Source organism: Microcystis sp. M049S2, assembly GCF_020245625.1.
Taxonomy (GTDB): Bacteria; Cyanobacteriota; Cyanobacteriia; order Cyanobacteriales; family Microcystaceae; genus Microcystis; species Microcystis ichthyoblabe_A.
On record NZ_JADBUN010000138.1, the window covers coordinates 1 to 22,600 of the forward strand.

The 22,600-nt window shown below is 44.5% G+C and carries 18 protein-coding genes and 1 pseudogene; 11 read left to right on the forward strand and 8 right to left on the reverse strand.

The annotated features are described in order from the left end of the window. The first annotated feature begins 388 nt into the window (after positions 1-388). The 3 genes from groES (at position 389) to IM496_RS11805 (ending at position 3,883) form a co-directional block, all read left to right on the forward strand. A complete protein-coding gene (groES, locus tag IM496_RS11795; RefSeq protein ID WP_002744529.1) occupies positions 389-700 on the forward strand; it encodes a co-chaperone GroES in 312 nt (103 codons plus the stop codon). Between the two features lie 46 nt (positions 701-746). Beyond that, a complete protein-coding gene (gene groL, locus IM496_RS11800; protein ID WP_002769846.1) occupies positions 747-2,372 on the forward strand; it encodes a chaperonin GroEL in 1,626 nt (541 codons plus the stop codon). Positions 2,373-3,217: 845 nt separating this feature from the next. Beyond that, positions 3,218-3,883 carry a choice-of-anchor R domain-containing protein gene (locus IM496_RS11805; protein ID WP_287662008.1) on the forward strand — a complete coding sequence of 222 codons (666 nt, stop codon included), beginning with the start codon at positions 3,218-3,220 and terminating at the stop codon, positions 3,881-3,883. 253 nt (positions 3,884-4,136) lie between these two features. Here the strand turns inward: IM496_RS11805 and IM496_RS11810 are convergent, their stop codons facing one another. The 6 genes and pseudogenes from IM496_RS11810 to ilvB all read right to left on the reverse strand — a co-directional run bounded on the left by IM496_RS11810 (position 4,137) and on the right by ilvB (position 10,255). Continuing rightward, complete coding sequence (locus IM496_RS11810) at positions 4,137-4,424, reverse strand: shikimate dehydrogenase (protein ID WP_287662010.1); 288 nt, start codon at positions 4,422-4,424, stop codon at positions 4,137-4,139. Positions 4,425-4,531: 107 nt separating this feature from the next. Next, positions 4,532-4,738: pseudogene (locus IM496_RS11815) on the reverse strand (type II toxin-antitoxin system HicA family toxin). After that, complete coding sequence (locus tag IM496_RS11820; RefSeq protein WP_004160718.1) at positions 4,735-4,938, reverse strand: type II toxin-antitoxin system HicB family antitoxin; 204 nt, start codon at positions 4,936-4,938, stop codon at positions 4,735-4,737. Before IM496_RS11820 ends, IM496_RS11815 begins: the two are co-directional and overlap by 4 nt. Positions 4,939-5,202: 264 nt before the next feature. Then, positions 5,203-6,099: a 50S ribosomal protein L11 methyltransferase gene (prmA, locus tag IM496_RS11825; protein ID WP_104396009.1), complete on the reverse strand. Its 897-nt coding sequence runs from the start codon at positions 6,097-6,099 to the stop codon at positions 5,203-5,205. A gap of 133 nt (positions 6,100-6,232) precedes the next feature. Next, positions 6,233-7,810 carry a phosphoglycerate dehydrogenase gene (serA, locus tag IM496_RS11830; protein WP_287662011.1) on the reverse strand — a complete coding sequence of 526 codons (1,578 nt, stop codon included), beginning with the start codon at positions 7,808-7,810 and terminating at the stop codon, positions 6,233-6,235. A gap of 591 nt (positions 7,811-8,401) precedes the next feature. After that, positions 8,402-10,255, reverse strand: coding sequence for a biosynthetic-type acetolactate synthase large subunit (ilvB, locus tag IM496_RS11835; RefSeq protein WP_287662012.1), 1,854 nt, complete (start codon positions 10,253-10,255; stop codon positions 8,402-8,404). 275 nt (positions 10,256-10,530) lie between these two features. Here ilvB and IM496_RS11840 point away from each other — a divergent pair, with 275 nt between their 5' ends. Next, the gene (locus IM496_RS11840; protein ID WP_287662020.1) at positions 10,531-13,263 is read left to right on the forward strand and encodes a cation-transporting P-type ATPase; all 2,733 of its coding nucleotides are present in this window, start codon (positions 10,531-10,533) and stop codon (positions 13,261-13,263) included. Positions 13,264-13,307: 44 nt separating this feature from the next. Here the strand turns inward: IM496_RS11840 and pyrC are convergent, their stop codons facing one another. Beyond that, positions 13,308-14,342 (reverse strand): dihydroorotase, encoded by a 1,035-nt coding sequence (gene pyrC, locus IM496_RS11845; protein WP_287662013.1) that lies wholly within the window; start codon positions 14,340-14,342, stop codon positions 13,308-13,310. Positions 14,343-15,037: 695 nt separating this feature from the next. Here pyrC and IM496_RS11850 point away from each other — a divergent pair. From IM496_RS11850 to IM496_RS11880, 7 genes are all read left to right on the forward strand, one after another. Then, the gene (locus tag IM496_RS11850; protein WP_002789175.1) at positions 15,038-15,547 is read left to right on the forward strand and encodes a hypothetical protein; all 510 of its coding nucleotides are present in this window, start codon (positions 15,038-15,040) and stop codon (positions 15,545-15,547) included. Positions 15,548-15,618: 71 nt separating this feature from the next. Next, positions 15,619-16,398, forward strand: coding sequence for a photosystem II electron transport protein, Sll1252 family (locus tag IM496_RS11855; protein WP_287662014.1), 780 nt, complete (start codon positions 15,619-15,621; stop codon positions 16,396-16,398). A gap of 43 nt (positions 16,399-16,441) precedes the next feature. Continuing rightward, positions 16,442-18,490, forward strand: a complete 2,049-nt coding sequence (locus IM496_RS11860; protein ID WP_287662016.1) for a DNA phosphorothioation-associated putative methyltransferase — start codon at positions 16,442-16,444, stop codon at positions 18,488-18,490. A gap of 34 nt (positions 18,491-18,524) precedes the next feature. Beyond that, positions 18,525-19,151 carry a Uma2 family endonuclease gene (locus IM496_RS11865; RefSeq protein ID WP_287662018.1) on the forward strand — a complete coding sequence of 209 codons (627 nt, stop codon included), beginning with the start codon at positions 18,525-18,527 and terminating at the stop codon, positions 19,149-19,151. A gap of 16 nt (positions 19,152-19,167) precedes the next feature. Further along, the gene (locus tag IM496_RS11870) at positions 19,168-20,481 is read left to right on the forward strand and encodes a dolichyl-phosphate-mannose--protein mannosyltransferase (protein WP_194016286.1); all 1,314 of its coding nucleotides are present in this window, start codon (positions 19,168-19,170) and stop codon (positions 20,479-20,481) included. A gap of 60 nt (positions 20,482-20,541) precedes the next feature. Then, the gene (gene trpS, locus IM496_RS11875; protein ID WP_194016284.1) at positions 20,542-21,552 is read left to right on the forward strand and encodes a tryptophan--tRNA ligase; all 1,011 of its coding nucleotides are present in this window, start codon (positions 20,542-20,544) and stop codon (positions 21,550-21,552) included. A 523-nt stretch (positions 21,553-22,075) separates the two neighbouring features. After that, positions 22,076-22,360: a DNA methyltransferase gene (locus IM496_RS11880; protein WP_228009664.1), complete on the forward strand. Its 285-nt coding sequence runs from the start codon at positions 22,076-22,078 to the stop codon at positions 22,358-22,360. 2 nt (positions 22,361-22,362) lie between these two features. Here the strand turns inward: IM496_RS11880 and IM496_RS11885 are convergent. After that, a partial coding sequence (locus tag IM496_RS11885; RefSeq protein ID WP_287662019.1) for a transposase occupies positions 22,363-22,600 on the reverse strand: 238 nt, incomplete at its 5' end.

Here is a 22,600-nt window from a genome sequence, read left to right on the forward strand (position 1 = left end):
AACGCAGTTCGCCCCTACATTGTGGACAAAATCCGTTACTGTAGGGGCGCAATGCTTGCGCCCTCCGATCGATCAGGTTTGCTGATCACCCTAAGTAGGGGGAGAGCCTTCGAGATGTTAGGGACTTGCGCTTTGATAATGCGCCATCTGGCTGGTCTGGTTCTTCTACAGAGCGATTTTCTGGCTGGGATATTATTCCTACGCAAGTCCCTAACCCCACCAACAAACTTTTTGCCGCAAACCCTAGCTTAACACCATAGTTCGGGAACCCGTACCGATCGAGCAGTTGTCAGGGGGCCTTGTATTTCGGTAAATTAGCACTCGGAAGGTAAGAGTGCTAATCTGGAAAAGACACTTACCCAAATACAAGACAAACGGAGGATATTCCATGGCTGCAGTCAGCATCAACGTAACTACTGTTAAACCCCTAGGCGATCGAGTTTTCGTTAAAGTTAGCCCCAGCGAAGAAAGAACCGCCGGTGGCATTTTCCTTCCCGATGCCGCGCAAGAAAAACCCCAAATCGGGGAAGTCGTGACCGTCGGCACTGGCAAACGCAACGATGACGGCAGCCGCACCCCTGTGGAAGTGGGTGTGGGTGACAAAGTTCTCTACTCCAAATATGCCGGAACCGATATCAAACTTGGTGGCGAAGAATACGTTCTCCTCTCCGAAAAAGACATTCTCGCCGTCGTTTCCTAATCATCTACCCTTGAAAACCCCTATTTTGCCCGAATAACGATACATTATGGCTAAATCTATTATCTACAACGAAGATGCTCGTCGCGCCCTAGAAAAAGGCATGGATCTCCTGGCCGAAGCAGTAGCCGTCACCCTTGGCCCCAAAGGTCGTAACGTCGTCCTCGAAAAGAAATTTGGCGCACCCCAAATCGTCAATGATGGCATCACCATCGCTAAAGAAATCGAACTGGAAGACCATATCGAGAACACCGGTGTGGCTTTAATTCGCCAAGCCGCCTCAAAAACCAACGATGTAGCGGGTGATGGTACTACTACCGCCACCGTTCTCGCCCACGCTATCGTTAAAGAAGGTTTACGCAACGTCGCCGCCGGTGCTAACCCGATTTCTCTGAAAAAAGGGATCGATAAAGCTGCCGATTTCCTCGTCAGTCAAATCGCCAAACACGCGAAACCCGTAGAAGATTCCAAAGCGATCGCACAAGTGGGCGCTATCTCTGCCGGTAACGATGATGAAGTCGGTCAAATGATCGCCTCGGCCATGGATAAAGTGGGTAAAGAAGGCGTAATTTCCCTAGAAGAAGGGAAATCGATGACCACCGAACTAGAAATCACCGAAGGGATGCGTTTTGACAAAGGTTATATCTCTCCCTACTTTGTCACCGACACCGAACGCATGGAATGCGTTTTTGAGGATCCCGCTATTCTGATTACCGACAAAAAAATCGGTTTAGTACAGGATTTGGTTCCCATTCTCGAACAAGTGGCCCGTCAAGGTAAACCCCTAGTAATTATCGCCGAAGACATTGAAAAAGAAGCTTTGGCAACCCTAGTGGTTAACCGTCTGCGCGGTGTTCTTAACGTCACTGCGGTGAAAGCTCCTGGATTTGGCGATCGCAGAAAAGCGATGTTAGAAGATATCGCCGTCTTAACCGGTGGTCAAGTAATCAGCGAAGATGCGGGTTTAAAACTGGAAACCACCAAAATTGATAGCTTAGGTACGGCCCGTCGTATCACCATGAACAAAGATACTACCACCATCGTCGCCGAAGGCAACGACGTGGCAGTGAAAACCCGTTGTGAGCAAATTCGCCGTCAAATCGAGGAAACCGATTCTTCCTACGATAAAGAAAAACTGCAAGAACGTCTGGCTAAATTAGCCGGGGGTGTGGCAGTGATTAAAGTCGGTGCCGCTACGGAAACGGAAATGAAAGACCGCAAATTGCGCCTAGAAGACGCGATTAACGCCACTAAAGCAGCCGTAGAAGAAGGTATCGTCCCCGGGGGTGGTACTACTTTAGCTCACCTCGCTCCCCAATTGGAAACCTGGGCCAAAGAAACCCTACACCATGAAGAATTAACCGGCGCTTTAATCGTTTCTCGCGCCATTGCTGCCCCCTTAAAACGGATCGCTGAAAATGCCGGCCAAAACGGTGCAGTTATTGCCGAACGGGTGAAAGAGAAGCCCTTTAATGTCGGTTATAATGCCGCTACCGGTGAGTTCTCCGATATGTTTGAGGCGGGTATCGTTGACCCCGCGAAAGTGACTCGTTCTGCCCTACAAAATGCCGCTTCTATTGCCGGTATGGTTTTAACTACCGAGTGTATTGTGGTGGATAAACCCGAAAAAGAAAAAGCCGCTGCTCCCGCCGGCGGTGGTGACTTCGACTATTAATTAATAATTAGTCTGTTTTTTCTCGACTCGATCGCAATTAAGCGATCGAGTTTTTTTTGATGAAAAAACATCTTTTTGCATGAGTACATGAGTAGAAAACGGGTTTCTCGGAGAAACCCGTTTTCTGTGCGTTACTCAGAGGGGCGAAGCATTCGGGCAATAACCTATCGGTGAAACCGGAGATTTTCTATCCGAATGCTTCGCCCGTACTTTTTGCCGCAAACCCTACTTATGAGGAAAGGCAAAAGGGGCAATAGATAATCAGCTTTTAATAACCGTATTTAGAGGATTTATGTCGGGTTTCGTTGCCTCAACCCGACCTACGAATTTACTATACTAATTTTTCCGTGATATTTGTCAGGATAATTTCTAGGGAATCGGTAACGGGGGATTGACTCATGAATTTCCGGGAACATTCGATCGCCTAGTAATATTGTAGCTGTAGGTTGGGTTGAACGATAGTGAAACCCAACAACCGAGGATTTATGTCGGGTTTCGTTGCCTCAACCCGACCTACGAATTTACTTGGCACGACCAGAAACTGGGGCATTGGATCACAGTAGTGTAGTTTTAGGTTAATACCTGTAGGTTGGGTTGAACGATAGTGAAACCCAACAACCGAGGATTTATGTCGGGTTTCGTTGCCTCAACCCGACCTACGAATTTACTTGGCACGACCAGAAACCGCCCGATCTTGCCTACCACTTTCTAGCCATTTTGTCAACACCCTATAGAATTAAATATCATACCAGACGGTAAATGATAACAAAATCTAATCAATGGTTGAAAAGAAGAGACGGCTGCGATAAGCTCATCTACATAATTTCTTAACTTTTTTAGAGATCATGAAAACCTTATCTACGTCTTTGGTGTTGGCGGGAATAAGTAGTTCACTTGTACTAATAGGGGGGGGGGTAAACCCTGTCCGCGCGGCGGTTATCATCGGGAATCTACCGCAAGCCAATGATAATGGTGGTACTTTTTTGAGCACTACTGAAATAAAAGCACTCGCCTTTACCCTGCCCGCGGGTAACAATTACAGCCTCGACAACGCCATCCTGCGACTCAGTGGCTACGATCCAGGAGAGACTCCCCTAGTCCAGATCCGCAATGATGTCGGGGGTAGCGATCCGGGCAGTACCGTCCTCGCCAGTTTCACCAATCCCACCCCTCAAGGAGCGGGAAATTTTGACTACACCTTCACTCCCACTGGCCCCTTCACGTTTACCGCCGGTACTAAATACTGGTTATACGTTACCAGTACCAGTGGAGATTTCCTCTGGAGCGCTTCTAGTACGATTCAAACCCCGACGGGCATCGCCACGTTCTCGGGAGCCAGGTTTGGTAGTGGAGCGAGTTTCTTTCCCAGTAACGTTTTTAACAGTTTCCAGATCAACGCAACCGAGATAACCGGTCCGGTGGCCAGCACTCCCGAACCTAGTGCGATCGCGGCTTTGTCCCTGTTCGGATTGGGATTACTGGGGGTTAAAAGTCGTCGGAACAAGGGGTAGTAGGTTGATTCATGAATCAACTCTCATAGTAGGTTGATTCATGAATCAGCCTACCCTAACCCCCTCGATGTCGGGTTAATACCGTCACCCTAACCCCCCCGATGTCGGGTTAATCCCGTCACCCTAACCCCCCCGATGTCGGGGGGGCAGGGGGGGAAACTTGTAAGCCGTAGAAACCCAACCACCGAGGATTTATGTCGGGTTTCGTTGCCTCAACCCGACCTACAAATTTACTATACAAACGGGGAAGCTTTTAAGGATTAGGGATCGATCGCACCAGCAGAGTCAGAATACTGGTTAATACTGCCACTACCACGGGAATAATCAACGATTTTGTTCCCTTAAGGTCGGATACATCCTGAATTAAAGCGTCCTGTGTTCCCTCTACTTTTTCCAATCGCCTATCAATAATCTTGAGTTCGGTTTTCACCTCGGCCATATCTACTTTTAGATCGGTGAAATCTTTCTGTAAAGAGTCTAATTTTTCCGTGATATTTGTCAGGATAATTTCTAGGGAATTGGTGACGGGGGATTGACTCATCTGAATTTCCGGGAATATTCGATCGCCTAGTAATATTGTAGGCTGATAATCGTTATTGGTAATTCTGCGATCTTTCGGGAGTGACGGAATTACAGCGATCGCATGGATCAAATATCTTCTTCAGAAAGTCCCGCTTGTTTCAAAAAATGCTTGAGTAATCCGATTTTTAAATCCTGGTTTCCGTGAATCGGCACAGAGATACGGGTGGGATTATCCGGCTGACAGTAAATGTGATGGCTACCTTGAATTCTCAATAATTACCATCCGTGACGCTCTAAAATTTTGGCGAACTTTTTCCCAGAAATCGATTTCATATCGCTATCTCTAGAATCCGAGTTTTCGGATCGGTCGGCAAGGATTCCACATCTATGGATAGACAACCTTCGATCGCCTCGTGTAAATTCTCTAGTAGTTCCTCGAAAGTTTCTGCTTGGGTGGCACAGCCGGGGAGCGCCTGGACTTCCCCCCAGAAGCCACCTTCCTCCGCCTCGTGAACGATAACTTTCATTTTCATTGCTTATCTCCTAGATCGATCAATGGGAGGGATGGATAGATAATTATCACTACCCCTAAAATCTAACATTTCTACGGGGTTGTGTAAATAATTAGTCTTCAATAACTGGATTTAGTCTAAATATTGTAGGCTGTTTTTGTAGGTGATGCAATCCTTACCAACGTTCTAAAATCAGCCCATCTACATAATTAAAATCAGTATTAAGACTGATAACTGATAACTGATAACTGATAACTGATAACTGATTCAAGGCTGACAGCTATATTAATCCACGGTGCGGCGAATTTGAAGACAACACCATTCTTGACGTTTCCACAGGGCAGCCACTGTCCAGCCTTGGGGTTCTAAAATATCTGTAACTGCTTGTGCTTGGGTGACAAGGATGCCGCTTAAAATTCCCCAAGTATTCGGTTTTGCCAGACGGGTAATTTCGGGCATTAAAGCGATAATTGTCTCGGCTAAAATATTACAAACGATGCCATCAACACCATCGGGAATTAATTCTAATAACTCCTCGACACTACCCTGACTAACAGCTAAATTTTCGGGGTTAATCCCGTTGAGATGGCGATTACTATACGTCGCATTCACCGCGAGCGGATCTGTATCGACAGCATAAACTTTTTTGGCCCCTAATAAAATCGCCCCGATCGCTAGTATGCCAGAACCACAACCGATATCGGCGATAATTTTAGGCTCTGGATGGCTACTTAAACGCATTTCTAGGGATTCTAGACATAATTGGGTGGTGGGATGCGTTCCCGTGCCGAAAGCGGAACCGGGGTCAATTTTAATCACCAATCTCTGGTTATTTTCCGGGGGATTTAACCAAGCAGGACAGATCAAAAAGCGATCGCCGATTTCGCTAATTTGCCAATGTTGTTTCCAACTGCTGGCCCAGTCTTCCTCGTCCATTAACTGCCAATGGCTGACAGGTTCGGGAAAACCTAAAATCAAAGCATCCTGCTTTAACCAGAGGCTTAGTGCCTCTAAATCGGGCAATTGCGCTTTAATTTCTGGTATATAGGCCTTAATCTCTAAAGAGGATTGTTTTTTAGCAGTGGCCGTTCCTGAACAGCCAAAATCTTCCAGTCTCCAGAAAACCGTTTCTTCGAGACTAGGTTCGCACAAAACCGTAATTTCCCACCAACTATTAGACATATATTAGTTATCAGTGATCAGGGATCAGTTATCAGATTTGAGTTTTCAGTCAACAGTATTAAGTGGCAAGTTCGGAGCTTTCTTTTCACTGATAACTGATAACTGATAACTGATAACTGATAACTGATTTAATCTAGAGTTTTACTGTGTAAGCATCGCGGATACCGGGGACTTTAGTAATTTCCGAGAGCAGACCTTCCGGTAGAGGATCATCGAGACTCAGGGCCATAACCGCATCACCGCGAATAATTTTGCGTCCTACCTGCATACTGGCGATATTGACATTAAAACTGCCTAAAAGTGCGCCAATTTTGCCGATAATACCGGGCATATCTTGGTGAAGGGTGAATAGCATATGATTACTCGGAGGCACGTTAATGGGAAACTCATCGAGGTCAGTAATGCGGATTTCTCCGTTACTTAACAGCGCTCCGGTGACGGAATGGGTCCCCATAGAACCATTAGCTTCCAAATGAATCGATCCCGAATAGTCGCGGGTGGAAGCGTCCCGGGTTTCAATTACCCGGATACCGCGTTCCTTAGCTTCGATCGCCGCATTAACATAGTTTACCCGTTCCCGGAGGGCTTGGGAAAGTAAACCCTTAATGGCCGCTATCACCAGAGGTTGACTGTCTTTAGTGGCCAATTCTCCCTGTAAACGGACATTTAACGAGTCACAGCGACCTCCTGCCAACTGACTGACAAGATTACCCATAGTTTCCGCTAATTGCAGGTAAGGGCGCAGTTTTTCCATAACATCGGGAGTTAGTCCGGGGATATTAACGGCCGAACGCGCTGGCAAACCGAGGAGGACATCGCGAATTTGTTCGGCCACATCAACAGCCACACCCACCTGTGCTTCCGTAGTCGAGGCACCTAGGTGGGGAGTGAGAATGACGTTAGACAATTCTCTTAATCTAGATTCGCCTAAAGGTTCCTGTTCAAATACATCCAAGGCTGCCCCAGCGATTCTACCGGATTCGAGGGCTTCAATTAAAGCCAACTCGTCGATAATGCCGCCTCTGGAACAGTTAATGATGCGGACTGTGGGTTTCATCTTAGCGAGGGTTTCCCGACCGATAAGATGCTGGGTTTCGGGAGTTTTCGGGACGTGGAGGGTGATAAAATCGGACTCAGCAAAGAGCAGTTCCAGATCCACCAGGGTGCAACCGAGTTGATCGGCGCGTTCTTTGGAAATAAAGGGATCGTAGGCGAGAATTTTCATGCCTAGGGATCTAGCCACTTTGGCGACGTGGGAACCAATTTTACCTAAACCGACGACTCCTAGGTTCTTTTTATAAACTTCTGTGCCGATAAAGCGATTTCTTTCCCATTTATTCGCTTTTACCGACTGATTGGCATCGGGAATATGACGGGAAAGGGATAACATCATGGCCAAGGCGTGTTCGGCAGCGGCGATCGTGTTACCTTCGGGAGAGTTAACGACAATAATCCCCTGACGAGTGGCCGCAGGAACATCGATATTATCGACTCCTACCCCCGCGCGGCCGATGATTTGCAGTTTGCTGCCCGCTTCGACGATTTCTTTGGTGACGCGGGTACTGGAACGGAGCATCAGCGCGTCGTATTCGGGGATAATTTGAATGATTTCCTCGGCGGATAGTCCTGTTTTCACGTCCACTTGGGCAACCTGTGACAGAATTTCTACTCCTACCGGATCGATCGAATCGGATACCAGAACTTTGGCCATAATCTTTATAACGTGCTTTTTTCAGTCTACGGGCAAATGCTAGACCAATATTGGTATCTAGCGGCAATAGCCCATTTTAGAAGCAAAGGGTGCAGTCTATGGCAAAATTAGCGAAAAGATTTTAGGTTGTCATTCTTAATTGTCGTCCATGGTGTTGATGTCAGCCTCTTACCGTTGTCACTGAGATAAGTAGTCGTGCAAAATAAATTTCCTAGTGAAGATAGGCAAGAGGCAAGAGGCAAGAGGCAAAAGCTTTATCGAAATGTGTAATTAATTTTGCTTAGGTACTTATGGCTAATTTAATCACGGTGGCGATCGAGTTTTCCGCTTCTTTTTCTAAGGCTTTTTCTAGGGCTGCCATTGCTTCTATTTGAAAATTTCTAAGTAGCTGGTTATAATTAAATTAAAAATGGATTTTAGGTTCGATCCCCCCTGCCCCCCTTGATAAGGGGGGTGCCAATCCCCCCTTAATAAGGGAGGCATCTGATAATTTTTAACGCCTACCTAATTATGATGTTCACATAGTAGATAAAAAGCCAAAAACCTCCGTTAAGTATAACGGAGGCTGGTTAATTAATTAACAATTTTTGGCTACAATTTCGCCCCACATTCAGGACAGAATTTATTATTCCAACTGTTAACTGCGCCACAACTGGGACAATCGAGCATTTCACAACCCTTGGTGACAATTTTCGGTAAACCAATCATACGCGCATTACTTTGACCGGGGGCGACCATGGGATAACAATTTTCATCCTTAGTCACGATCGCATTGACTAAAACTGGACCATCATAGGCCAACATTTCGGCAATTTTTGCGGCTAATTCCTCTCGATGGCGAATAGTAATCCCTTTAATGCCGTAAGCTTGGGCTAACAGTTCCACATCTGGCATTCCCACTTCCATATTGGAATTAGAATAACGTTCCCCATAGAAAGCTTCTTGCCATTGACGTACCATACCCTGCCAACCATTATTAATAATAATCGTCTTGGCATGAATATTAAATTGGGTTAGGGTGCCCAATTCCTGTAGATTCATTTGGAAACTGGAATCACCACTAATACAGATGACCTCCTCATCAGGAATGGCCACCTTTACCCCCATCGCAGCCGGTAAACCGAAACCCATCGTCCCCAATCCCGCGCTAGAAACCCAACGTCGGGGACCATTTTTGAGGAATTGGGCCGCCCACATCTGATGCTGGCCCACATCGGTGGTGTAGTAGGCGTGGGGTGCTTGACGGCCCACCTCAACGATTACTTCTTGGGGGGAAAGTCTGCCTTCCGGTCGAGGTACTTGCAGGGGATAATCTTGACGCCAGCGATCGATCTGGGCCAACCAGGCTTGGGTGCGATCGGAATTAGTGGGATAATCAAATTCTCTGGCTTTTTGGAGTATTTGTTCTAAAACTACCCGCACATCCCCGACAATCGGCACATCAGGGGCGCGATTTTTGCCCACTTCGGCGGGGTCGATGTCCACATGGATTACCTTAGCTTTCGAGGCGAATTCGTCCAATTTCCCCGTTACTCGGTCATCAAAACGAGCGCCGACGGCAATTAATAAATCACACTCGGTCACGGCAAAATTAGCGTAGGCGGTGCCGTGCATTCCTAACATTCCCACCGAGAGGGGATGATGTTCATCAAAAGCACCGATCCCCATTAACGTGGTGGTGACGGGTAACTGAAAACGTTCGGCAAACTCGGCAATTTGGGCGTGGGCATTAGCTGCGATCGCACCTCCGCCAACGTAAAGTAAGGGTTTTTCGGCGGTTTCCAAGAGGTGTAAAGCGGCCTCGATTTGACGGCGATTGCCCTTAACCGTGGGACGATAGCCAGTTAGTTTCACATCTCCCGGTTCGACGGGGATATAATCGCACTGTTCTAAACCGACATCTTTGGGAATATCGACTAAAACCGGTCCCGGTCGTCCTGTACTGGCGATATGGAAGGCCTCAGCGACGATTCTCGCTACTTCGCGGGCATTTCTAGCCACATAGGAATGTTTAACAATCGGGAGAGTAATGCCATAAATATCGGTTTCTTGGAAAGCATCGGAACCGATGGCCGCCCGGCTGACCTGACCGGTGATAATTACCATCGGGATGGAGTCCATGTGTGCGTTAGCGATGCCTGTCACCAAATTGGTCGCCCCGGGGCCGGAAGTACCGAAACAGACTCCCACTTTGCCGGTGGCCCTAGCGTAGGCATCGGCGGCATGGGCGGCCGCTTGTTCGTGGCGCACTAAGATATGTTGTAATTCTCCCCGTTCTTCAAAGCGGTAGAGTTCGTCATAGATGGGCAGGATCGCACCGCCGGGATAACCGAAGATGTGCTTAACACCATGACGTTTGAGACTGTCCATCAAGGCATAAGCACCAGAACAACGCTGGGGAACCGTTGTTAAAGAGTCATTGGGCTTGGGAAGTGATGAAACCACAGGGCAAACCGTCCAATTTCTAATGAGAGGGATAATTGCGATTCTGTTGCCTAGGATGCAACTTGAAAAATAGCAAAATTTATATCCTTATACATTTAGTGTATTCTATTTCACCTTTTTGGCCGCAGTTTTTTTTCTTTTTGCATCTTACCCATGCAATATCTGGGGTGATGGGGAAGTGGGGAAGTGGGGAGGGGGGGGAAGTGGGGAAGTGGAGATAAGATAATAGATGCTGGTGATTTCGCCTGATCTTGACTTAGCCCGGGAGTTTTATGATGCCAGTTCAATTATCGTTGCCGTTGTATCATCAACTTTCTCAACCAGAGGTGATTGAATACTTGAGCAGCGATGGGTCAGGGGGCTTATCAGCAGAAGAAGTGGCCCGTCGCTACGAAAAATATGGCCCGAATGAACTGCGATTTAAGCCGGGGAAACCAGCTTGGTTGAGATTTTTGGGGCAATTTCATCAGCCGCTACTGTATATTCTCTTGCTTGCGGGTACTATTAAGGCATTTTTAGGGTCTTGGACGAATGCCTCGGTGATTTGGGGAGTTACCCTGATCAATGCCATTATTGGCTATGTGCAGGAAGCTAAGGCGGAAGGTGCGATCGCTTCCCTAGCCAAGGCCGTAACCACAGAAGCGACGGTGTTGCGAGAGGGACAAACCCTCCGGATTCCATCTCGGGATTTGGTGCCGGGAGATATCGTTTTATTGGCATCGGGGGATAAAGTGCCAGCGGACTTGAGGCTGCTGAAAGTCCGCAATTTGCAAGTGGATGAGTCTGCCTTGACTGGGGAATCCTTGCCCGGGTCAAAAGCGATCGAACCCTTACCCGGGGATACGCCCCTAGTAGAAAGGACAAACATGGCCTACGCAGGGAGTTTCGTTACCTTTGGACAGGGCAAAGGGATTGTTGTCTCTACGGCCAACGCCACCGAAGTGGGGCAGATTTCCCAGTCGATGGAAAGCCGAGTCAGCCTTAGCACACCCCTGACCCGTAAATTTGCCCAATTTAGCCGCACCCTACTTTACGCAATTTTGACCCTAGCAACCTTGACCTTTGCCATCGGGTTAGGACGGGGGAAATCTTGGATCGATATGTTTGAAGCTGCCGTTGCCCTCGCAGTGAGTGCGATTCCAGAAGGGCTGCCGGCAGTGGTAACGATTACCTTGGCCATTGGGGTCAACCGCATGGCCCGTCGTCATGCGATTATTCGTAAACTGCCCGCAGTGGAAGCATTGGGGAGTGCGACCGTCATTTGTTCTGACAAAACCGGAACCCTGACCGAAAATCAAATGACTGTACAGTCCATTTATACTGAAGGGCAATATTACGCCGTTAGTGGTGGTGGCTATAGTCCCAAGGGCGAAATTAGTCTGATTACCGATGGCAACCCTGGCAGCCCCTTTGCGGACGAATTGCCCCCGGTCCTAGGGGATTGTCTGGTAGCTGGTTTGCTTTGTAATGACTCCGGGCTAAAACAAACGGGAGAAGATTGGTCAGTGGTGGGGGATCCTACGGAAGGGGCGCTGATTGCGGCCGCCGCCAAAGCGGGTCTCAGTCAATTGGGGCTATTGTCTTTAACCCCACGATTGGATGCAATTCCCTTTGAATCTGAGTACCAATACATGGCAACCCTGCATGATGGGATACCTCGTCTGATCTATGTCAAGGGATCGGTTGAGTCGCTGATGCGTCGTTGTTCCCAGATGATCGATCGCTATGGTCAGATGACCGCGCTTAACGCCCAACAGATCGAGCAAGCGGTGGAAACGATGGCAGAGCAGGGTTTACGGGTGCTTGCCTTCGCCAAAAAAGCAGCAGCGACCCATCAGCATTCTATCGACCATGAGGATATCGAAACAGGCTTGGTGTTTCTAGGATTACAGGGCATGATTGACCCGCCTCGTCCAGAGGCGATCGCTGCTGTTCATGCCTGTCAAAGTGCCGGGATTCGGGTCAAGATGATTACCGGTGATCATCTTGTCACGGCGCGGGCGATCGCGGAACGGATGGGCATTAAAACGGCAGCACAAGTCTTAGCATTTGAGGGAAAAGAATTAGCGCAAATGGATAATCATCAACTGGCCCGAGCGGTGGTCGATGGATCGGTATTTGCCAGGGTTGCCCCTACCCAAAAACTGCAACTGGTGGAAGTACTCCAGTCTCAAGGAGAAATCGTGGCGATGACGGGCGATGGTGTCAATGATGCGCCGGCTCTCAAGCAGGCGGATATCGGCATTGCCATGGGGAAAGGAGGAACGGAAGTCGCCAGGGAATCTGCTGATATGCTCCTCACTGATGATAACTTTGCCTCGATCAAGGCCGCTGTCGAAGAAGGACGCACCGTTTATCAAAATTTACGCAAAGCGATATCTTTTCTCTTACCTGTCAATGGTGGCGAATCGATGACCATTCTGATCAGTACTTTACTGGCACGAGATTTACCGATCCTCTCCCTACAAGTACTCTGGTTGAACATGATCAACTCGGTCACGATGACTGTTCCCCTGGCCTTTGAAGCAAAATCCCCCAGCATTATGCAGTCACCACCACGCAATCCCAATGAACCTTTGATCACCAAAAAACTATTGCGCCGAATTTTGGCTGTTTCATTGTTTAACTGGATTCTGATTTTTGGTATGTTTGAGTGGGCTAAATCTACCACAGGAGATATTGCCGTTGCCCGCACAATGGCAATTCAATCCCTTGTGGCAGCACGGGTTATCTATCTGCTCAGTATCAGCCAATTAGGGATGAGCCTAGTTAACTACCTGCGTCGTCAGTCAACCTCGATTACTAATGCACCAATCCTAATTTTGGGGATTGTGGCTGCTGTTGCCCTACAAATTTTATTTAGTCAATGGGGGGTGATGAACAGTCTGTTTGCAACGGCGACCCTAACCGGTCATCAATGGCTAATCTGTTTGTTGCCGATGCCGCTCATGGTGTTTTGGGCAATTTTTGCCAATGTTATCGATCCTCCTCATTGTCATGGAAAATAACTAATCGTGAATTCTTGACCGCAACTACCAAGACTGGCAGTTTTCTATTCCCCTAATTGCCAGGTTATCTCTTCACCTGCTCGTAACGGCACCAGTCCGGATTCGGGAAATGGCAATTCATCGGGAATGCGCCAAGGGGTTTTGGTTAAGGTGATTTGTTCGGTATTCCGAGGGAGTTGATAGAAATCTGGCCCGTGAAAGCTGGCGAACCCTTCCAGTTGCTCAATTGCATCGACACTCTCAAAAGCTTCTGCGTACAACTCTAGGGCGTGCAGAGCCGAATAACAACCCGCGCAGCCACAGGAACTTTCTTTGCTGTAGCGAGAATGGGGCGCACTATCGGTCCCTAGAAAAAACTTGGGATTGCCCGATGTTGCCGCTTGCAAAAGTGCCAAACGATGATCCTCTCGTTTCAAAATCGGCAGGCAATAAAAATGGGGACGAATGCCACCGGTAAAGAGAATGTTTCGGCTAAATAATAAATGTTGGGGCGTAATTGTGGCGGCGACGTTGTTGTTAGCTGATAGAACAAACTTAACCGCATCGGCAGTGGTAATGTGTTCAAATACGACACGCAGTTTCGGAAATCTTGTTATCAGTGGGATTAAGTGCTTCTCAATGAACACTTTCTCTCGATCGAACACATCAATATCACCATCGGTAACTTCTCCGTGCAGTAGTAGCGGCATATCTACCTGCTCCATCGCTGCCAAAACGCGATCGCACCGACGAAGGTCCGTCACCCCCAAGTCGGAATTAGTTGTGGCACCGGCTGGGTAGTATTTCACCGCTTTGACAAACTGGGAGGCTTTCGCCGCCATAATTTCTTCGGGACTGGTATTATCGGTGAGATAGAGGGTCATCAATGGCTCGAACTGTTGACCCTCTGGAACTGCTGCCAGAATGCGATCGCGGTAGGAGGCGGCATCAGCCACCGAGCGCACTGGGGGCTTTAAATTTGGCATGATAATGGCACGGGCAAACTGACGCACCGTATGGGGTAGAACCGCTTTCAGTGCCGCACCGTCGCGGAGATGAAGGTGCCAGTCGTCGGGTCGAGTGATTGTGAGTCTTCGCATTTTTCCATCATACAACGGTTAGGAATCCCAGCGCCACAATTAAACACAAGAGAGAAGTCAATCTTCGGTCAGGGAATCAATTCCCTATTTCAGCAGTCAAGTCGGTTTTAACTAATAAGCTGCCGCGCATCTAAATTGGTCTAGGTCGATAAGAGAAGGCTGGAACTGCGCTATTTATTTCTCTTTTTTTCATAAATTCAATTGGCGTACAAGTGAATTACTTAAGACTAGATATTATTACCAAAAATCTAATCTATTTTTTAGTTTTTAACTCAGATGTAGCCGATGAAAACATTCAAATAATGACAGGAGTCAGTCAAGCTTTATAGTATAATACCAATTGTAATAATTCTAAAAAACTTCTTGTTAATAATAATAATTAAACCATATTTATTTATAGTAAATTAGTGCCAAAAATAACCAAGATAGAGCAATTTCTTGAATTGCTAATAATTCCACATTAATCAATCCTATCTAAGATTGACTAATACCAATTTTCAATAGTCGTGACTAACATCTAAAAGCGCAATTCCTGTCCGAGAGCGGAATTGCGCTTTGGAATAATCAACTAAGTCTGTCATCACTTTTGAAAAATGATATAACGCATCCCCTTGAATATTTTCTCGATCGAGCAGCTTTTCAGTCCCCAAAATCCTTACAATAGGAGATGAAGATAACCTGAAAAGTTGGAGAATATGAATTATCTCATTGCCGTGTTAGCTGATCGCATACAAGCAGAAGAAGCTTCCGTTGCCCTGGAAAAGGCGGGAATTCCCCAATCTCAAGTGACCATTCTCGGTCGCGGCTATAAAAGTGCCGATGAGTTCGGTTTGATCGATCCCTTTCAACAAGCCAAAAAACGGGCTACTCTCATGGCTTTTTGGCTAATTCCCTTCGGTTTTGCTGGTGGCTACCTTTTTAACCTGATTACGGGATTGCATACCTTTGATTGGGCCGGAGAACCGGGCAATCATATCGTCGGCGGTATTGCCGGGGCGATTGGGGGGGCGATGGGTAGTATTTTCGTCGGTGGTGGCGTGGGTTTATCGTCCGGCAGTGGCGATGCACTTCCCTATCGCAATCGTCTCGGTGCCGGAAAATATATTATTATCGTGCAGGGTTCGGAAAACCTGAAAAATCAAGCGACTCTTATCCTGCGTCAATTTAACCCCGAAAATCTGCAAGGATACGCCCTAGAAAGATGAACGGTTATCGGGAATAAGTTATCGGTCATCTGATTTTTTCCTAAGAATTTTTGATTAATTACCACAAAACAATGTTACCAAGAGAAGAATTACTAAAGGGTGTCGAAAACCGCGAGGAAATAGCGAAAGTTATTGATAAAGCCGAACAAGCGATTAAGACTTGGGAAGTGACGGTGACAGACTTTCTTTCTCCTGCGGTTTTAGCGGAAGTAGAACGAGTTTTTCAGCGTTTAACCGATGTGTCAATGGAAAAATGGGGCGGTTATCCCCAAGCAGAAAGACAGCGCCTCGGTATTGCTAGAGTTGATCTACCTTTGACAGTAACAGATATTCCCCTATCTGCCCTTGATATTGCTGGTAATTTTCTTTTTGATACCGCTAACCATCGGGATTTTTTAGGGGCGATGTTGGGGACGGGTATCGTTCGGGAAAAAGTCGGCGATATAATCGTTTTAGGTGAGCGAGGAGCGCAGGCAATTGTAGTGCCTGAATTGGCAGATTTTTTATCTGCTAATTTGCGACAAGTGCGTTCGGTTCCCGTGAAAACTAGCCCGATTCCTTTGACGGAATTAAAAGTTAGACCACCGCAAAAAAAAGAAATTAATACGGTGGAGGCTTCCTTACGTTTGGATGCGATCGCCTCGGCAGGTTTTGGCATTTCTCGCAGTAAAATGGCCGAGGCAATTAGTGCCGGGGATGTGCGAGTTAACTGGAAAGATATCAGTCAATCTAGTTATAACGTTAAAACCGGTGATTTGATTTCTTTTCGGGGAAAAGGTCGTTTAGAAGTGGGTGAGGTTACTGTGACAAAAAAAGAGCGCTATCGGGTTAATTTAACCAGATTTATTTAGTTTTTTCTGTCTCTAGAATTTGTCATTAGACAGATTAATTGTCATGGCTGAGAATTTCGCCTTAATCGTGCAACTATGTCAAGTTAGTCCCATCGGTAAACTATTACCGGGGGCGCTTTATGTTCATCGAGAAGCATTACATCAACTGGATCCTATCCTCCAGAGTTACGAACAACAAGCAAGAATTAATCAGCATTTATCTGAGGCAACAATAATTAAATTTAGCACCGATAAACCGAAAATATCCTATCTTTTTTATCCCGATTTTGATCGGGAACCTCACCCAGTTTTAACTAAAAGTTTAGTGGTAGATTTGGGGACATTAATCTTAAGTGAATGGAATTATCAAAATGCTGATAATCCGCCCATTTTACACCGAAAAGAAACTTTTGTTACTAGGGACTATCCTCTTTATCAAGAATTCGAGCATCTCACAAAAATCGAGAGTGCTTTAGGACTTTTAAACAGTTCTTATCCCATCGGTACTAAACAGGAATGGCAACGGCTTTTAAGAAAGCATCACCTTGATTTTGCAGGAGATTATTTAGTTTGTAATTTAGAGGGACAAAGGGAAAAATCGATAATAATTGATCGCCACAAAGCCGCTCTTGTTCGCAAAACCCTTTCTCGTCCGACAAGATTAGCATTAGCGGCGGGATTATTTCTTCCTGAAACCACTTTTTTTGATTACGGTTGTGGTTATGGAGGTGATATAGAACGCATAGCTGAACAGGGTTATCAAAGTGAAGGCTGGGATCCTTATTATCGTCCCGATAGTCCTTTAATTGAATCTGATATTGTTAATTTAGGCTATGTAATTAATGTTATTGAATCCGCCGAAGAACGACAAGACGCTCTATTAAAAGCTTGGCAATTAACCCGTCAAGTTTTAATTGTTTCAGCACAGATTTTAATTGATGATAGTGAACGGGGTTTAATGGCTTATGAAGATGGAATTATAACCCGTCGTAATACTTTTCAAAAATACTATCAACAGGAAGAACTAAAACAGTATATTGATAGCAGTTTAGGAGTTGATTCTATTCCGATAACTTTGGGAATTTATCTAGTTTTTCGAGAGGAAGAAAAAGCGGAAGCTTTTCGTTTATCCAGATGTCGTTCCCGCGCCACCACTCCTCAAATTAAAACCCATCTCAAACGCTTTGAAGATTACGAAGATTTATTAACTCCCCTGATGGAATTTTACGCCCAGCAGGGACGTTTACCCGTCGCAGGAGAATTATTACAAGAGGAAGAAATTAAAGCAGAATTTGGGACTTTTAGACGAGCTTTTCAAGTGATTTTACAAGTAACAGAAGCGGAAGAATGGGAGATAATTGCCGATAAAAGACGCGCCGATCTTTTACTTTATTTAGCTTTAAGTCAATTTAGCCAATGTCCGAAAATAAGGGAATTATCCCCCGCTACCCGTGCCGATTTTAAAGCTTTATTTGGCAGTTATCGCAATGCTTGCGCTTTAGCAGAAGAAGTGTTAATAAGTGCGGGAAATTTGGCAGCGATCGCTCGTGCTTGTGAAAATAGTTCCTTAGGTAAACTTTCCCGTTATTCCCTAACTATTCATATTAGCGTTCTGGAAAAATTACCGATGTTATTACGCTTATATGAAGGTTGTGCTAGTCAAACTATCGGACGGTTAGAAAATGCTAACGTTATTCGTTTATCCTTTCGTCAACCCAAAATTTCCTATCTCTATTACCCCAATTTCGATACAGAAATACATCCGATTTTAGCCACTAGCATGGATGTATATTTAGGTTCGGCTGATTTTAGTTTTCGCGATTATCGGGATAGTCCTAATCCGCCAATTCTACACGAAAAAGAGCTTTTAGTAATGGCGGATTATCCTAACTATGATAAATTGGTTCGCTTAACTCAATTAGAAAAGGATTGGGGATTGTTAGAAGATAGAAAAGCGATCGAACGTTTACAGGGTTGGCAAAAATGTTTAGAGGAGAATTGTGCTACAATCAAAGGCTATCAGATACTGTGGCGAAAAGATGCTGATCCCTATAAAGTTAGGATTTTACGCGCTAAAATTAACGCCAGAAGAAATCAAAATAAGTCTTCCTGAGTAATTAAGTAAAATAGATGAGGTAATTAATTTTATGATGACTACGATTCGATTACAAGGATTAGAAGATTTCGAGTTAAAAGCGAATGATCCTGAACAAAGAATGTTTATTTCTGGGGTTAATTGGCAACAGTACGAAACCCTCTTAAAACATTTAGAAGATATTTCGAGTTATCGCATTACTTACTTAGATGGAATGGTAGAAATTATGGCTCCTAGTCGTCGTCATGAAGTTAGCAAAAAAAATATAGGTAGATTGGTAGAAGTTTATTTAGAATATGCTGAAATTGATTTCTGGGGATTAGGTTCCACCACTTTGCGAAAACAGGAAAAAGAAGCGGGAAAAGAACCAGATGAATGTTTTTGTTTATTTACAGAAAAAGAGTTTCCTGATTTGGCGATCGAAATAATCTTAACCAGTGGCAGCCTGAAAGTTTTAGAAGTTTATCAAAGATTAGGAACTCAAGAGGTTTGGTTTTGGCAAGATAATCAGTTAAAAATCTATTCTTTACAGGAGAATTGCGAATATATTTTAATCCCTAAAAGTGCTTTATTACCGGATTTAAATTTAGAATTATTAGCCGAATACGTCAACCATCCTAATCCCCGTCTTGCCGTCAAAGAATTTCGCTCGCGTTTAACAGAAAATTCCCAGTTATAATAACTATTATTTTTCCATGAATTCTCAAGTAAAATTTAACCTATCTATCCTAGCGATATTTTTATTTTCTCTGGCGATAAGATTTTGGAATCTCAGTCAATTTAATACACTTGTTTTCGATGAAGTTTATTATGCTAAATACGGCAATGAATATCTAATTGGTAAAGATTTTTTTCAGTCTCATCCACCGTTAAGTCAATATTTAATTGCTATTAGTATTTGGATTGGTTCCCATTTTCCTGCCGATCCTGAAACCATTAATAATTTAACAGGTTCCCTGCGCTCAACTTTTAGTTATCGCTGGTTAAATGCCTTGACTGGTTCTTTTATTCCCCTAATTATTGGCGCAATTGCTTATCAATTAACCCAGAGAAAACCTGTATTTTTAATCACAACTTTTCTCGCTAGTTTAGACGGATTATTTCTGGTGGAATCCCGCTATGCTCTCAATAATATTTACTTGATTTTATTCGGTTTGTCTGGACAATTATTTTTTTTATTAGCACTCCAGAAAAATAAGAAAATCAATTGGCTATTATTATCGGGAGTTTCTTTCGGTTTAGCGGCAAATATTAAATGGAATGGCTTAGGATTTTTACTGGGAATATTTATTTTTATCGGTATTGCTTGGTTAATAAAATTATTTAATCAAGAGCAGTCAAAAGATCATCTTTGGACAAAGGCAACTAACCTGAGATTAGAGGACATTTTTATCGCCTTAATTGTCTTTCCTCTTGTTACCTATAGTTTGCTGTGGATACCGCATCTTCTCGTCAACCATCAATATAATTTTTGGCAAGTACATCAAGAAATTTGGTCATTTCATCAGAGAATCAAGGGTAATCAATCTGATGTGCATCCCTATTGTTCTCCCTGGTATAGTTGGTTAGTAATGGGGCGACCAGTGGCTTATTATTTTGAGAGAGTAGGTGATAAAGTTTATGATGTTCACGCTATGGGAAATCCGTTTTTATGGTGGTTTTCTACGGGAGCGATTCTAGTGGTTTTTAGTCGATTATTTAACCGAAAAGAGCGAGTAATTTCCGCCTATCTTATCTGTAACTATATTGCCAATCTGCTGCCCTGGTTAAAAATTAGTCGCTGTACCTTTCTCTATCATTATATGGCTGCCTATAGCTTCACTTGGATTGCTCTAGCTTGGCTCTTAGCCGATGGTTTAGAAAGTTCCAGTCCTATTTATAAAAATGGCTCGCGCTCGCTGATAATTTTGATAAGTTTTGCTTTTATCCATTGGCTACCAATTTATTTAGGCATTCCCCTGTCAGTGCGGGATTATTATCTGAGAATGATTTTTCCCAATTGGATTTAGGATGAAATTAGCGGCAAAAACTGATACAATGAAATCATGAAAAAAGCGATCGCATGAGTTATGGGTAAACAAAGAATCTTATCTGGTGTGCAACCAACCGGCAATTTACATTTAGGCAATTATCTGGGTGCGATCCGGAATTGGGTGGAGGGACAAAAAGACTACGATAATTTCTTTTGTGTGGTCGATTTACACGCGATCACCGTTCCCCATAATCCTGCCACTCTTGCGGAGGATACTTTAGCAATTGCCGCTTTATATTTAGCCTGCGGAATTGATTTAGAATATGCGACTATCTTTGTACAATCCCACGTTAAGGCCCATACGGAATTAACTTGGTTATTGAATTGTATCACCCCTTTAAATTGGTTAACCGATATGATTCAATTTAAAGAAAAAGCGATTAAACAGGGGGAAAATGTTGGCACAGGTTTACTCGATTATCCCGTGCTGATGGCTGCCGATATCCTACTCTACGATGCTGATAAAGTACCCGTGGGAGAAGATCAAAAACAACATTTAGAATTAACCCGCGATATAGCCGTTAGAATTAACCATCTTTTTGGACAACCGAAACAACCAATTTTAAAACTTCCCGATCCGATGATCCGCAAAGAAGGAGCGCGGGTGATGAGTTTAACCGATGGCCGGAATAAAATGTCTAAATCCGATCCTTCCGAGATGAGTCGGATTAATATTCTCGATAGTCCTGATGTCATTGCCAAGAAAATTAAACGCTGTAAAACCGATCTAGTTAAGGGTTTAACTTTCGATGATCCGGAGCGTCCCGAATGCCATAATTTATTAACTCTCTATAGCATTTTATCGGGAAAAAGTCAAGAGCTGGTCGCATCAGAATGTGCCGATTTAGGTTGGGGACAATTTAAACCGATGTTAACAGAAGTTACCATAGAATCTCTGAAACCTATTCAGGAAAAATACGCTCAAATTAGAGAGGATAAAGATTATTTAGCCACAGTTTTGCGGCAAGGTCGTCTCAAAGCAGAAGCGGTGGCCAATCAAACTCTTGATCGAGTCAAAAATGCTATGGGTTATTTACCACCATTTTAGGGATAATTTTCGGGTGCATCTCCTAATTATCAATCTACTCAGTTGAGATTTTTCAAGGAAAACTCGCTGCTTTATCAGTCAATCTTTAACTCTTGGTGGGGTTTTACCCCCCCCCATCCAGGGTAAGGGAAGGAGAATGATTACAAAAGTTATTAAATTGAGCACAACTCCAGTGATATTTTGGTAAAATAAGGGCATAATTAAAACTATCAAAATACTTACCTGTCCTTTGAGATTATGGTTGTAGAGTCCCAGCGGAAACAAAAAAAAACTATCGTCTAGGGAAGATGAGTCTCGTCCAATTGCCAGCAAGGAACAAAACTCTTATCTAGCAGAGGAAATTGTTGATCATCAATCAACTCAGATTGCTCCTTCCTCCTTACTACAGCCATTTTCTCCAGAGTTAGAAAAAGATAGAGCCAACAAATTTAATTTTCTTAAAGAAATTCTGGTTAGTCATCTTGGTCAACCTTTTTACTCGGACAATGGCTTTATTCTTTATCAAGGAGATGCCACAGACTTTTTGTCTAAACTATCTCATAGTGACATAAAAATTGACCTCACTGTTACATCACCACCTTATAATATTGGCAAAGAATATGAACGAGTTCTTTCAATCAATGACTATGTTGATTGGTGTGCTAATTGGCTAGGGCAAATTTATCAGATTACTCAAGATAACGGTGCTTTTTGGCTAAATGTTGGTTATTTAGAAGTACCAGAAAAGGGATTATGTGTTCCGATTCCCTATCTTCTTTGGGATAAGTCTCCCTTTTATCTTTTAGGTTCTTCCGAACTTACTATGTAAAATCAACTAGCAAAATGCCAATTTAATAAACATCTAAGACTAAAGTTTTTAAAGTTTCTAAATCCATAGCTTCTCCTTTTAATCACCTTAATTTTATTGTTAATTCCTTCCACTGTTCCCTGGGTTGTTCGGTTATCAAAATAGGCAGTTATTTCGTCAATCCACCGCCGAATTGTCTGGCAGCTTTTAGGAAAGTAAGCCATCGCCTTTTTGAGCCAATCACTCAAGGCAAATAATCCC